Annotated in this window: 14 protein-coding genes and 1 other RNA gene; 8 read left to right on the forward strand and 7 right to left on the reverse strand. The window is 61.5% G+C overall.

From position 1 onward, the window contains the following. The first annotated feature begins 176 nt into the window (after positions 1-176). A complete protein-coding gene (locus tag OC610_RS11820; protein WP_264427927.1) occupies positions 177-845 on the forward strand; it encodes a gamma-glutamylcyclotransferase in 669 nt (222 codons plus the stop codon). Here the strand turns inward: OC610_RS11820 and glpT are convergent. Further along, on the reverse strand, positions 821-2,170 hold the full coding sequence (glpT, locus tag OC610_RS11825; protein WP_264427928.1) for a glycerol-3-phosphate transporter: 1,350 nt from the start codon (positions 2,168-2,170) through the stop codon (positions 821-823). The genes OC610_RS11820 and glpT overlap by 25 nt on opposite strands. Before the next feature lie 212 nt (positions 2,171-2,382). Next, positions 2,383-3,360 carry an NADPH:quinone oxidoreductase family protein gene (locus tag OC610_RS11830; RefSeq protein WP_264427930.1) on the reverse strand — a complete coding sequence of 326 codons (978 nt, stop codon included), beginning with the start codon at positions 3,358-3,360 and terminating at the stop codon, positions 2,383-2,385. Positions 3,361-3,510: 150 nt separating this feature from the next. Between OC610_RS11830 and OC610_RS11835 the strand changes: the two genes are divergently transcribed. Next, a complete protein-coding gene (locus tag OC610_RS11835) occupies positions 3,511-3,927 on the forward strand; it encodes a flagellar basal body-associated protein FliL (protein WP_264427931.1) in 417 nt (138 codons plus the stop codon). A gap of 139 nt (positions 3,928-4,066) precedes the next feature. On the opposite strand, the gene OC610_RS11840 is transcribed toward OC610_RS11835, so the two are convergent. Continuing rightward, positions 4,067-4,522, reverse strand: a complete 456-nt coding sequence (locus tag OC610_RS11840; RefSeq protein WP_264427932.1) for an EVE domain-containing protein — start codon at positions 4,520-4,522, stop codon at positions 4,067-4,069. Between the two features lie 195 nt (positions 4,523-4,717). Between OC610_RS11840 and OC610_RS11845 the strand changes: the two genes are divergently transcribed. Continuing rightward, a complete protein-coding gene (locus OC610_RS11845; RefSeq protein ID WP_230147726.1) occupies positions 4,718-4,864 on the forward strand; it encodes a hypothetical protein in 147 nt (48 codons plus the stop codon). 35 nt (positions 4,865-4,899) lie between these two features. On the opposite strand, the gene OC610_RS11850 is transcribed toward OC610_RS11845, so the two are convergent. The 4 genes from OC610_RS11850 to OC610_RS11865 form a co-directional block, all read right to left on the reverse strand. Further along, complete coding sequence (locus OC610_RS11850; RefSeq protein ID WP_264427934.1) at positions 4,900-5,505, reverse strand: 5-formyltetrahydrofolate cyclo-ligase; 606 nt, start codon at positions 5,503-5,505, stop codon at positions 4,900-4,902. Between the two features lie 118 nt (positions 5,506-5,623). Continuing rightward, positions 5,624-5,803, reverse strand: a non-coding RNA gene (ssrS, locus tag OC610_RS11855) — 6S RNA. A gap of 30 nt (positions 5,804-5,833) precedes the next feature. Beyond that, the gene (locus tag OC610_RS11860) at positions 5,834-6,151 is read right to left on the reverse strand and encodes a cell division protein ZapA (RefSeq protein ID WP_039590276.1); all 318 of its coding nucleotides are present in this window, start codon (positions 6,149-6,151) and stop codon (positions 5,834-5,836) included. Beyond that, the gene (locus tag OC610_RS11865) at positions 6,148-6,357 is read right to left on the reverse strand and encodes a TIGR02449 family protein (RefSeq protein ID WP_030138125.1); all 210 of its coding nucleotides are present in this window, start codon (positions 6,355-6,357) and stop codon (positions 6,148-6,150) included. Before OC610_RS11865 ends, OC610_RS11860 begins: the two co-directional genes overlap by 4 nt. Before the next feature lie 129 nt (positions 6,358-6,486). Between OC610_RS11865 and OC610_RS11870 the strand changes: the two genes are divergently transcribed. The 5 genes from OC610_RS11870 (at position 6,487) to OC610_RS11890 (ending at position 12,049) form a co-directional block, all read left to right on the forward strand. Next, positions 6,487-7,041 (forward strand): YecA/YgfB family protein, encoded by a 555-nt coding sequence (locus OC610_RS11870; RefSeq protein WP_264427936.1) that lies wholly within the window; start codon positions 6,487-6,489, stop codon positions 7,039-7,041. A 27-nt stretch (positions 7,042-7,068) separates the two neighbouring features. Continuing rightward, the gene (gene pepP, locus OC610_RS11875; RefSeq protein WP_264427937.1) at positions 7,069-8,403 is read left to right on the forward strand and encodes a Xaa-Pro aminopeptidase; all 1,335 of its coding nucleotides are present in this window, start codon (positions 7,069-7,071) and stop codon (positions 8,401-8,403) included. After that, positions 8,400-9,587, forward strand: a complete 1,188-nt coding sequence (gene ubiH / locus OC610_RS11880; RefSeq protein WP_264427938.1) for a 2-octaprenyl-6-methoxyphenyl hydroxylase — start codon at positions 8,400-8,402, stop codon at positions 9,585-9,587. The genes pepP and ubiH overlap by 4 nt, the downstream gene beginning before the upstream one ends. A 61-nt stretch (positions 9,588-9,648) precedes the next feature. Further along, positions 9,649-10,866 carry a 2-octaprenyl-3-methyl-6-methoxy-1,4-benzoquinol hydroxylase gene (locus OC610_RS11885; RefSeq protein WP_264427940.1) on the forward strand — a complete coding sequence of 406 codons (1,218 nt, stop codon included), beginning with the start codon at positions 9,649-9,651 and terminating at the stop codon, positions 10,864-10,866. Between the two features lie 178 nt (positions 10,867-11,044). Continuing rightward, a complete protein-coding gene (locus OC610_RS11890; protein ID WP_264427939.1) occupies positions 11,045-12,049 on the forward strand; it encodes an extracellular solute-binding protein in 1,005 nt (334 codons plus the stop codon). The last annotated feature ends 112 nt before the right edge of the window (positions 12,050-12,161 follow it).

Below are 12,161 nucleotides of genomic sequence, written 5' to 3' on the forward strand. Positions count from 1 at the left end.
CACAGAAGCCCATATCCACCCGATATAACTTCCTATATTGCGTTTCGGTATTTAGCCTGCGGGCAAGATACCGATAACGTATATGCGGGCGCAATGGCATTTAACTTGCCTTGATCCTCACAAACGTCAACGCCATGACGCTCTATTTTCCCGCGAGGAGCCATCCGCTACCGGCCATGACCGCTATCGAATCCGCCATAACCTGCGCCCTGTACCCACCCCGGCTCGAGCTGGGTGCCCAACTGACCCGTGAGCAATTGCTCGCCTCGATGCGATCGACCATGAGCCTTCACCAGGGCGGCCCGGTCTGGCTGTTCGCCTACGGTTCGTTGATCTGGCGTCCGGAATGCACGGCGGTGGAGCGGATGCGTGGCCGGGTCCATGGTTATCATCGCGGCTTGTATCTATGGTCCCACGAACACCGGGGCACCCCGGAATTGCCGGGTTTGGTGTTTGGATTGGATCGCGGCGGGTCCTGCAGTGGTTTCGCCTACCGCTTGCCCGAAGAAAATCTCGAGGATTCGCTGTTCGCCCTGTGGCAGCGCGAGATGCCCGTCCCTTCTTATCGTCCACACTGGCTGACCTGCCGTCTCGAGGATGGCAATCGGGTACAAGCCTTGGGCTTCGTGCTGGAGCGACACCTGCCCAGCTATGCCGGCAATCTGCCGGACCATGTGCTGAGCCAGGTGTTTGAAAGCGCTTGCGGGCGTTATGGCACGACTCGCGATTATGTCGAGCAGACCATCAACGCCCTGCGCAGCCACGCCATGCCAGACCGGAACCTGGAGGCGCGGCTCAAGCGCTGTCGATCAGCCCTGGATCAGGCAACCGCTTCGCGGCTCTGACTGGCGATCTGCTTGTGCCACAGGGTTGGCGCGAGGAACGCCATCGCCAGCAGGCAGGCGCCGACCAGCAGCACAAAGCCGCCGTTCCAACCAAAGTGGTCCACGGTGTAGCCCATGGCCGCACTGGCCGCGACTGAACCACCCAAATACCCGAACAGGCCGGTGAAGCCCGCAGCGGTACCGGCGGCTTTTTTCGGCGCCAGTTCTAGTGCCTGCAAGCCGATCAACATTACCGGGCCATAGATCAGGAAGCCGATGGAAACCAGGGCGATCATATCGACGGTCGGGTTGCCGGCCGGGTTCAGCCAGTACACCAGCGTTGCCACGGTCACCAGGGCCATGAACACCATGCCGGTCAGGCCACGGTTGCCACGGAAGATCTTGTCGGACATCCAGCCGCACAACAGCGTGCCCGGAATACCGGCCCATTCGTAGAAGAAGTAGGCCCAGGAGCTCTTGTCCACGGTGAAGCCCTTGGCTTCCTTGAGGTAGGTCGGCGCCCAGTCCAGCACGCCATAGCGCAGCAGATAAACGAACACGTTGGCCATGGCGATGTACCAGAGCATCTTGTTGCGCAGCACGTACTTGACGAAGATTTCCTTGGCGCTGAATTCGTTCTCGTGGCTGGCGTCGTAGCCTTCCGGGTAGTCGTTCTTGTATTTCTCGATGGGCGGCAAGCCCACCGATTGCGGGGTGTCGCGCATTGTCACGAAGGCGAATACGGCAACGGCAAGCGCCACGGCAGCCGGTACATAGAACGCCGAGTGCCAATCATTGAACCAGCCCATGCCCAGCAGGAACAGCGGACCGATCAGGCCGCCGCCGACGTTGTGCGCCACGTTCCACACCGACACCACGCCGCCGCGTTCTTTCTGCGACCACCAGTGCACCATGGTTCGTCCGCTTGGCGGCCAGCCCATGCCTTGGGCCCAGCCGTTGATGAACAGCAGGATGAACATCATCGTCACGCTGGAGGTTGCCCAGGGCGCAAAGCCGAAAATGAACATCACCCCTGCGGACACCAGCAAGCCGAACGGTAGGAAATAGCGCGGGTTGGAGCGGTCGGACACCAGGCCCATCAAGAACTTCGACAAGCCATAGGCAATGGCGATGGCCGACATGGCCAAGCCAAGCTGGCCACGGCTGTAGCCCTCGTCGATGAGATACGGCATCGCCAGGGAGAAGTTCTTGCGCAGCAGGTAATAACCGGCATAGCCGATGAAAATCCCGGCGAAGATCTGCCAGCGCAGGCGTCGGTAGGTGCTGTCTATTTTTTCTTCAGGCAGGGTTGCCTGGTGTGCGGCAGGTCGAAAGAAAGCAAACATTCAAGAGCTCCAGATTTCTTGTTATGGCGGCGGATGTGAATGTTACAGTTTCGTTACCGAAAATAGCATCGGTTCGCATCCGCAAACACGAGAAATTTTTGAGATCGAGTGTTCTTTTACGAACATGTCGCTCAGGTATAAATGGAGGGCGGTATAGGAATGGCGGAACCGGGTCGTAGGACTTCGACCCGGTATGACAGTTAGGTAAACGATCAACGAACCTGGACCACCACTTTGCCGACCGCCTTGCGCTGTCCCAGGTCATTAATCGCCTGGGCGGCATTGCTCAGCGGATACACCTGCGACACCAGCGGCTTGAGCTTGCCTTCGGCGAACCAGCCGAACAGTTGCTGGAAGTTGGCCGCGTTGTCCTGGGGCTGGCGCTGGGCGAAGGATCCCCAGAAGACGCCGACCACCGAGGCGCCCTTGAGCAAGGCCAGGTTTACCGGTAGCTCGGGGATGCGTCCGCTGGCGAAGCCGACCACCAACAGCCTGCCGTTCCAGGCGATAGCGCGCACGGCCTGGTCGAACAGGTCACCGCCCACCGGGTCGTAGATCACGTCGGCGCCCTGGCCGTCGGTGAGGCGCTTGATTTCGTCCTTGAGGCTGGCTTCGGTGTAGTTGATCAGCTCGTCGGCGCCGGCGGCCTTGGCCACGGCAAGTTTTTCCGCGCTGCTGGCGGCAGCGATCACGCGCGCACCCATGGCCTTGCCGATTTCCACCGCCGCCAGACCGACGCCGCCGGAAGCGCCAAGCACCAGCAGGGTTTCACCCGGTTGCAGGTTGGCCCGTTGCTTGAGAGCGTGCATCGACGTGCCGTAGGTCATGCTGAAAGCGGCCGCCGTGTTGAAATCCATGGACGAGGGAATCGGCAATACGTTGTAGCCCGCAACCGCCACCTGTTCGGCAAAGCTGCCCCAGCCGGTCAGCGCCATGACCCGGTCACCTGTTTTCAGATGGCTGACCTTTTCGCCGACCTCACGGACCACGCCCGCCGCCTCGCCCCCCGGTGAAAACGGGAAGGGCGGCTTGAACTGATATTTACCCTCGATGATCAGCGTGTCAGGAAAATTCACCCCGGCGGCATGCACGTCCAGCAGCACTTCGTTCTTTTTCACGACGGGGCTGGCGACGTCTTCCAGCACCAGCGATTCGGCGGGGCCGAATTCTTTGCACAGCACGGCTTTCATCAGGGCTATTCCTTTGGGAGTGATGGCCGATAAGTGTAGGTGTGAGAGTCAATGGGTCAACGAGCATGTCCCGCCCTGATAGCCGGCCATAAGCTTGTGCTTGGACGGCGGGTCGGTATGCTGGGCCGCAAACCGGATGAGGAGTCGAATGTGAAAGCGTGGATCATGTTGATGCTGGCCCTGTCGCTGCCAGTGGCAGTGATGGCCGAAGAGGGCAAGGAAGCGAAAGAAGGCGAGGCGCCAAAAGTCAGTTACATCACCTTGAGCCCTCCCTTCGTGGGGAATTATGGGTTGGACGGTACAGCCAAGCTGAAGGTCTACAAGGCCGACGTCGCCCTGCGCGTAACCGGTGACGCCGCCGCTGCAGCGGTGAAGGCTAACGAGCCGTTGATTCGCAACCAGTTGGTGGCACTGTTCGCCCAGCAGACGACCGAGACGATGAACAACCTTGAGGCCAAGGAGAAGCTGCGTCAGGAAGCGCTGAAGCAGGCCCAGCAGGTCATGAACGACGAGACCGGCAAGCCGATGGTCGAGGATCTGTTGTTCAACAACCTGATCATTCAATAACTTTTTTTGGTGGCCGGGCGGGCCCCTTCGCGAGCAAGCTCGCTCCCACAGGGGATCTCGGTTGCTCACAAAATATATGTTCACTGGAGGCCCACTGTGGGAGCGAGCTTGCTCGCGATAGCGGCCTGTGGGCACCGCATCACTTACGGTTCAGCGCGATAACCGCCGCCCACTGCTCCGCCGTCACCGGCATCACCGACAGGCGCGAGCCTTTCTGCACCAGTGGCATCTCGGCAAGAGCGGCCTGCTGTTTGAGGTAGTCGAGCTTGAGCACGCGTGGGAACGTCTCGATATGGGCGACATCGATCGCAGTCCAGGGATTTTTTTCCGGGCTGGCCTTGGGGTCGAAATAGTGGCTGTCCGGCTCCAGGGCCGTAGGGTCGGGGTAAGCGGCCTGGACAATTTTGCCAATCCCGGCGATGCCTGGCTCGGGACAGCTCGAATGGTAGAAAAAGAACGTATCGCCCACCGCCATGGCCCGCAGGAAATTGCGCGCCTGATAGTTGCGAACGCCGTCCCAGCGCGCTTGGCCGAGCTTTTCCAAGCCCTGGATGGACAGTTCGTCGGGCTCGGATTTCATCAGCCAATGGGCCATGATTTCTACTCCTGGGCGATGTGGATAAAAATAGTTCAGCGATTTTATGACAAACCGACAGTCGGTTGACGCCAGAGTTTGCGTGTGGGTCCGGGTTGCCGCAAAATGCCGGCCTTCCAAGCTTGACGCTGCTGCACGGCCAATAAGAAAACCGCTGCTGTCATCGTGTGTGATATGCCTTGAGGGGGGCAATCGATGAAACGCAAACCGGATTTGTTGTGGATACTGGTCATTCTGTTTGGCCTGGGTGTCGTGACCACGGGTTACGCCCAGAGCCTATGGGCCAACAAGACTGATGCGCCGGTGGAAATCACCCAGCCCGCGCCATCGCTCAAACGCTGAACCCGCTTTCCGGGCGCCGCTGATCGCCGCGGCGTCTATCCCGCGATATACCATCGCTTGTCGCTGACCGTTCCTTGCAGCGGCACGTCCCAGCTTGCCTGAGCCAATCGTTCGACTTTCTGGCATTCATGGGCCAGCCCCAACAGCGTTGGCTTGCGCCATTGCTTGCGTCGCGCCAGGTACGCCAGGCTGCGATCATAGAAGCCGCCGCCCATGCCCAGCCGGCCTCCGGCGTCATCGAATCCCACCAGCGGCACCAACACCAGGTCCAGGGTCCAGACCTTGCGCTGCCGGGCGATATTCTTGCGCGGTTCCGGGATACGAAAGCGGTTGGGCTGCATCTTTTCGCCGGCGTGAATACGCTGGAACACCATCTTGGTCCGTGGCCATGGACTGAGCACCGGCAGGTAAGTCGACTTGCCTCGACGTTGGGCCGCACGCAGCAGCAGGCGCGGGTCGATCTCGCCGTCGTTGGGCAGGTAGAGCGCAATGTGCTTCGCACGGCGAAACAACGGATGCTGGGCCAGTTGTCTGTAGAGCCCGCGTGCCGCTTCCCGCTGCTGGGCCGGCGTCAGTGCGCGACGGGCCTGGCGCAGCAGGCGTCGAAGTTGTGGGCGAGGCAGCAACGCAGGTTCGGTCATATCGAGGCTTCACGAGGCGGTGTCATCACCACAGCGTAACCGCAAACGCAGGGACCAGAAATGCCAAAAGCCAGAAACGACAATGCCAGTCATGATGACTGGCATTGTGTCGAGAATCAGGCTCCCCGGATGAACCGCTGTCGGCTTAGCCCTTGAACCCGAAAGTTCAAGGTGGAAGTTGCAGGAGGCGTTAAGGCTTTCCGTCAAGCGGACATGCACACCGGCCCCAACGTGCAACCCCCGTGGTTGTGCGTATCGGCTCAGGGACATCACCAACTGGCAAGCACCCCAGGGAGTGTCGCAAGTATACCCCAGGCAGCCTCGCGAATCAGCCCTTGCTGACGTCCGGATCAGTGGCCAGCACCAAATCCACTCGATCCAGCAGGTCGCGCACCTGTTCACGGGTCGAGCCGCTGACCTGAACATCAGGCGTATCCTGGCGGTGCAGCAGGTCGTGGGTGATGTTCAAGGCGGCCATCACGGCGATGCGGTCGGCGCCGATGACTTTGCCGCTGCTGCGGATCTCGCGCATCTTGCCGTCCAGGTAACGGGCGGCGCTCACCAGGTTGCTGCGCTCTTCCTGGGGGCAGATGATCGAATATTCTTTATCGAGGATCTGCACGGTGACGCTATTGCTTGAACTCATGAGTCTTGCTCCAGGGCCTTGAGGCGCGAAATCATCGATTCGACCTTACGCCGGGCGATTTCGTTTTTTTCAATGAGGTGCGCGCGTTCCTCGCGCCAGGTTTTTTCCTGAGCTAATAAGAGTCCGTTTTGGCTCTTAAGTTGCTCGACCCGTTCAATTAGCAGCTCGAGTCTGGCCATCAGCGCTTGCAGGTCGGTGTCTTCCATTGTGTCCACTGAGGATTGTGTCTGATGGGGAATAAGGGTCGCACAGCCTTTAATGGTCTTGGCGAGTCTGTCGATGTAGGATACAAGGCCTCCATTCTAGACATAGCGCCGTCTGGCGCCTAGCTGCCCATGCCCATTCAGAATTCCCCGTATCAAGCATTCGCCACCCTGCTGAGCACCAGCGGTCATCCTGTCTCGCCCGCCGAACTGCATGGCTTGCTGCTCGGTCGCAGCTGTGCCGGCGCCGGTTTCGACGCCGATGGCTGGCTGGCCGACGCCGCCGAGATGCTCGAAGGCGAGCCTGCCGACAACGTGCGCAACGCGCTCATCGGCCTGCAGGAAATGGTCAAGGGCGAGTTGACCAGCGATGACATGACCGTCGTCCTGCTACTGCCGACCGACGATGCGCCGTTGAGTGAGCGCGCCGCCGCGCTGGGCCAGTGGTGCCAGGGTTTCCTCGCCGGCTTCGGCCTGACCCGCCGCGAATATGCGCTGAGCGATGAAGCCAAGGAAGTGCTGCAGGACCTGGCGGCCATCTCCCAGGTCCAGGATGCCCTGGAAGAATCCGACGACGGCGAAAGCGACTACATGGAAGTGATGGAATACCTGCGGGTCGCGCCACTGCTATTGTTTACCGAGACCAAGAAAACCGCTGAGCCGGCCACCAAGCCGTCCCTGCACTGATCGCTTGAAAGGGAACACCGCCTGCCCATGATTCATATCCCGAAATCGGAATACAGTCGTCGCCGCAAGGCCTTGATGGCGCAGATGGAACCCAACAGCATCGCAATCCTGCCCGCCGCCGCCGTTGCGATCCGCAACCGCGACGTCGAGCATGTCTACCGCCAGGACAGCGATTTCCAATACCTCAGCGGCTTCCCCGAGCCGCAGGCGGTCATCGTGCTGATGCCCGGCCGGGCCCATGGCGAGTACATCCTCTTCTGCCGCGAACGCAACGCCGAACGTGAGCTTTGGGATGGCCTGCGCGCCGGCCAGGAAGGCGCGATCCGTGATTATGGTGCTGACGACGCATTCCCCATTACCGACATCGACGACATCCTGCCGGGCCTGATCGAAGGCCGCGACCGGGTGTATTCGGCCATGGGCAGCAACCCCGAATTCGATCGGCACCTGATGGAGTGGATCAATGTGATCCGTTCCAAGGCCAACCTCGGCGCCCAGCCACCGAACGAATTCGTTGCCCTGGATCATCTGCTGCACGACATGCGCCTGTATAAATCGGCGGCGGAAGTGAAAGTGATGCGCGAAGCGGCGCGGATCTCGACCCAGGCGCATATCCGGGCGATGCAGGCGGCGCGGCCCGGGCTGTATGAGTTCAGCCTGGAAGCCGAGCTCGATTACGAATTCCGCAAGGGCGGCGCGAAAATGCCGGCCTACGGTTCCATCGTCGCGGCGGGGCGCAACAGCTGCATCCTGCACTACCAGCAGAACGACGCGCTGCTCAAGGACGGCGACCTGGTGTTGATCGATGCCGGTTGTGAAATCGATTGCTACGCCAGCGACATCACCCGCACCTGGCCGGTAAGCGGCACGTTTTCGCCCGAGCAGAAGGCGATCTACGAAGTGGTGTTGGCCGCTCAGGAAGCGGCATTCGCCGAAATCGCGCCGGACAAACACTGGAACCAGGCCCATGAAGCGACGGTCCGGGTCATTACCGAAGGGTTGGTGCGCCTGGGCTTGCTTGAGGGCGCGGTGGACGAGTTGATTGCCAGCGAAGCCTACCGGGCGTTCTACATGCATCGCGCCGGCCATTGGCTGGGCATGGATGTGCATGATGTGGGCGAATACCGGGTCGGTGGCGAATGGCGGGTATTGGAAGCAGGCATGACGTTGACGGTGGAGCCGGGCATCTACATTTCGCCAGACAACCGCAGCGTAGCGAAGAAATGGCGCGGCATTGGGGTGCGCATCGAGGATGACGTGGTAGTGACCAAGACCGGTTGTGAAGTCCTGACCCGTGGCTTGCCCAGGACGGTCGCCGATATCGAGGCCCTGATGGCCGCTGCACGGACCCAGGCGGCATGAGCCGGGTCAATGTGGCAATTGTCGGCGGCGGCCTCGTCGGCGCAAGCCTTGCGCTGGCGCTTCAGGCCGGTGCCAAGGCGCGGGGCTGGAAGATCATGCTGATCGAGCCCTTTGCGCCTGGCGACACCTGGCAGCCGAGCTATGACGCGCGGTCATCGGCCCTTTCATTCGGCGCGCGGCAGATCTATCAACGCTTGGGCCTGTGGCAGGAAGTTTCCCGCCGCGCCGAGCCGATCAAGCAGATCCACGTGTCCGATCGCGGACGGTTTTCCACGGCGCGGCTGTCCGCGATGGAAGAGGGCGTGCCGGCCCTCGGCTACGTCGTGGAAAACGCCTGGCTCGGCCAGTGCCTGTGGCAGGGCTTGGATCCGGAGGTCGTCAGTTGGCGCTGTCCGGCGCAGGTCACTCGGATGGAGCCGCAAGTCGAGGGTTATCGCCTGACCCTCGACGACGAAACCGTCCTCGAATGCGACCTGGCAGTGCTCGCCGATGGTGGCCGTTCCGGCCTGCGGGAGCAGTTGGGTGTCGGGGTGCGCAACCGACCTTATGACCAGAGTGCGTTGATCGCCAACATCACGCCGGGCGAAGCCCATAACGGCATGGCGTTCGAACGGTTTACCGATGACGGTCCGATGGCCCTGTTGCCGCTCCCGGAGAATCGCTGTGCGTTGGTCTGGACCCGGCAGGGGATGGATGCGCAACGCCTGGCGGCATTGGACGAGCGCAGCTTCCTCAGTGAACTGCAGGAAGTGTTTGGCTATCGACTGGGCGCGCTCAAGCAGGTCGGCGCGCGGCATCTTTACCCCTTGGCGCTGGTGGAGGCTGAAGAACAGGTCCGTCCGCACCTGGTGATCCTGGGCAATGCCGCCCATAGCCTGCACCCGATCGCCGGGCAGGGGTTCAACCTGTCCCTGCGCGATGCGCAAGCCTTGGCCGATGCCTTGCTGGAAAGCGACAGCACGCCTGGCGATTTCACCGTGCTGCAGGCCTATCGTGAGCGCCAGCGGATGGACCAGGCCCTGACCGTGGGCTTCTCCGACCAGGTGACACGCTTGTTCGCCAGCGATCTGCCGTTGGTGTCCGTGGGTCGCAATCTGGGCCTGTTGGGCCTTGATCTGTTGCCGCCGGCCAAACGCTGGTTCGCTCGCCAGGCCATGGGCCTGGGAACCCGTCCCGATGCGTGAGCCGGGGTATTTTTTTCACGGGCGGCTCATGTCGCCAGCTACACAGGCTTAAAGCATGGAATTGCGTGCAGATCTGCTGATTGTCGGCGCCGGTATGGTCGGCAGCGCCCTGGCGCTGGCGTTGCAGGGCAGTGGCCTGCAAGTGCTGTTGCTCGACGGCAGCCCGATGAGCGTCAAGCCCTTTGATCCACAGGCTGCGTTCGAGCCGAGGGTCAGCGCCTTGTCGGCGGCCAGCCAGCGGATTCTCGAACGCCTTGGCGTCTGGGACGGCATCACCGGACGGCGCGCCAGCCTGTACACCGACATGCACGTCTGGGATGGCAGCGGCACCGGGCAGATTCATTTTTCTGCCGCCAGCCTGCATGCCGACGTGCTGGGGCATATCGTCGAGAACCGTGTCGTGCAAGATGCCTTGCTGGACCGGCTGCATGATTGCGACCTGGGCTTGCTGGCCAGCGCGCGGCTGGAGCAGATGCGCCGCTCCGGTGATGACTGGCTGTTGACCCTCGCTGACGGCCGAACCTTGCGGGCACCGCTGGTGATTGCCGCCGACGGCGCGAACTCTGCCGTGCGCCGCCTGACGGGTGTAGCCACGCGCGAATGGGATTATCTGCACCACGCCATCGTGACCAGCGTGCGCACCGCCAAGCCCCACCGATTGACGGCCTGGCAGCGTTTTACCGACAACGGCCCGCTGGCCTTCCTGCCGCTTGCGCGCGATGGCCAGCAGGATTGGTGTTCCATCGTCTGGTCCACGACCCCGGGCGAGGCGCAGCGCTTGATGGCGCTCGATGACGCTGGGTTCCGCAGCGAACTGGAACGCGCCTTCGAAGGGCAGCTCGGCACGGTACTCGATGCCGACCCGCGCCTGTGCGTGCCGCTGCGCCAACGCCACGCCAAGCGCTACGTGGCCGAAGGGCTGGCGTTGATTGGCGACGCGGCCCATACGATCCATCCTCTGGCTGGCCAGGGCGTGAACCTGGGCTTCCTCGACGCCGCCGTGCTGGCCGAAGTGCTGCTGCAGGCGGCCGGACGGGGCGAGCGCTTGGCGGACGTGAAAGTATTGAGCCGCTACGAACGCAGGCGCATGCCTCATAACCTGGCGCTGATGGCGGCGATGGAGGGCTTCGAGCGGTTGTTCCAGGCGGATCCGCTGCCGGTGCGCTGGTTGCGCAATACCGGATTGAAACTGGTGGATCGCATGCCGGAGGCCAAGGCATTGTTCGTGCGCGAGGCGCTGGGGTTGATTGGGGATTTGCCCGAGTTGGCCAAGGCCTGAGCCCCATACCCATAGGGTTAGGTGGAAACAGGTCAATGTGGGAGCGAGCCTGCTCGCGAAAAGGCCGGAACAATCACCGCCATGCAACATTTGGAAATGTGTCCGGCAACTGTTCGATTGAGCTGCCAAATGTGAGTCCTTATCATTTGCGCCTCGTTAACAACCAGAGACTGCTCCCATGTCGGCAACCAAACGCCTGCTGTCCGCCCTCGCCTTGGCGCTGATCGGCACTACCGCCGCTCAAGCCGCCGATGAGGTGGTGGTCTATTCCTCGCGCATCGATGAGTTGATCAAACCGGTTTTCGACGCGTACACCAAAAAGACCGGCGTGACGGTGAAGTTCATCACCGACAAGGAAGCGCCACTGATGCAGCGGATCAAGGCCGAAGGCGAAAACGCCACCGCCGACCTGCTGCTCACCGTGGATGCCGGCAACCTGTGGCAAGCCGAGCAGATGGGCATTCTCCAGCCCTTCACCTCGCCGGTCATCGACGCCAACATCCCGCCTCAGTACCGCGCATCTTCCCATGCCTGGACCGGCCTGAGCCTGCGGGCGCGGACCATTGCCTATTCAACCGACCGGGTCAAACCGGGCGAGTTGACCACTTATGAGGCGCTGGCGGGCAAGGAATGGGAAGGCCGCTTGTGCCTGCGGACGTCGAAGAAGGTCTACAACCAGTCCCTGACCGCGACCCTGATCGAAACCCACGGGGCGGAAAAAACCGAGGAAATCCTCAAGGGTTGGGTGAGGAACCTGTCCACTGACGTGTTCTCCGACGACACGGCGTTGCTGGAAGCGATCAACGCGGGTCAATGCGACGTCGGCATCGTCAATACCTATTACTTCGGTCGCCTGCACCAGCAGAAGCCGGACTTGAAGGTCAAGTTGTTCTGGCCGAACCAGGCCGATCGCGGCGTGCACATCAACCTGTCGGGCATTGGCTTGACCCAGTACGCTCCGCATGCGGACGCCGCGAAGAAGCTCGTGGAATGGATGACCACGCCAGAAGCACAAAGCATCTTTGCCGACATCAACCAGGAGTTCCCGGCGAACCCGAAAGTGCAACCCTCCAAGGAAGTCGCCGCCTGGGGCACGTTCAAGGCCGACACCTTGCCGGTGGAAGTGGCAGGCAAGCGCCAGGCCGAAGCCATCCGCATGATGGATCGTGCTGGTTGGAATTGAGCGAGGGGGACTTGCTCCCACCGGGCCTGTAGGAGCTGCCGAGTGGAACGAGGCTGCGATCTTCCCCTAAACACTTGAATCTCAAGTGAAAGAACAAAAGATCAAAAGATCA

Origin of the sequence: Pseudomonas agronomica (assembly GCF_025917275.1) — a bacterium.
Classification (GTDB): Bacteria; Pseudomonadota; Gammaproteobacteria; order Pseudomonadales; family Pseudomonadaceae; genus Aquipseudomonas; species Aquipseudomonas agronomica.

What these genes read in the sequence shown, in the direction of transcription:
- OC610_RS11850 (WP_264427934.1), bottom strand. Translation starts at nt 5,505, where the DNA reads ATGACCGAACCTGCGTTGCTGCCTCGCCCACAACTTCGACGCCTGCTG.
- OC610_RS11865 (WP_030138125.1), bottom strand. Translation starts at nt 6,357, where the DNA reads ATGGAAGACACCGACCTGCAAGCGCTGATGGCCAGACTCGAGCTGCTA.
- OC610_RS11890 (WP_264427939.1), top strand. Translation starts at nt 11,045, where the DNA reads ATGTCGGCAACCAAACGCCTGCTGTCCGCCCTCGCCTTGGCGCTGATC.
- OC610_RS11845 (WP_230147726.1), top strand. Translation starts at nt 4,718, where the DNA reads ATGAAACGCAAACCGGATTTGTTGTGGATACTGGTCATTCTGTTTGGC.
- OC610_RS11830 (WP_264427930.1), bottom strand. Translation starts at nt 3,360, where the DNA reads ATGAAAGCCGTGCTGTGCAAAGAATTCGGCCCCGCCGAATCGCTGGTG.
- OC610_RS11860 (WP_039590276.1), bottom strand. Translation starts at nt 6,151, where the DNA reads ATGAGTTCAAGCAATAGCGTCACCGTGCAGATCCTCGATAAAGAATAT.
- pepP (WP_264427937.1), top strand. Translation starts at nt 7,069, where the DNA reads ATGATTCATATCCCGAAATCGGAATACAGTCGTCGCCGCAAGGCCTTG.
- ubiH (WP_264427938.1), top strand. Translation starts at nt 8,400, where the DNA reads ATGAGCCGGGTCAATGTGGCAATTGTCGGCGGCGGCCTCGTCGGCGCA.
- OC610_RS11870 (WP_264427936.1), top strand. Translation starts at nt 6,487, where the DNA reads ATGCCCATTCAGAATTCCCCGTATCAAGCATTCGCCACCCTGCTGAGC.
- OC610_RS11840 (WP_264427932.1), bottom strand. Translation starts at nt 4,522, where the DNA reads ATGGCCCATTGGCTGATGAAATCCGAGCCCGACGAACTGTCCATCCAG.
- OC610_RS11820 (WP_264427927.1), top strand. Translation starts at nt 177, where the DNA reads ATGACCGCTATCGAATCCGCCATAACCTGCGCCCTGTACCCACCCCGG.
- glpT (WP_264427928.1), bottom strand. Translation starts at nt 2,170, where the DNA reads ATGTTTGCTTTCTTTCGACCTGCCGCACACCAGGCAACCCTGCCTGAA.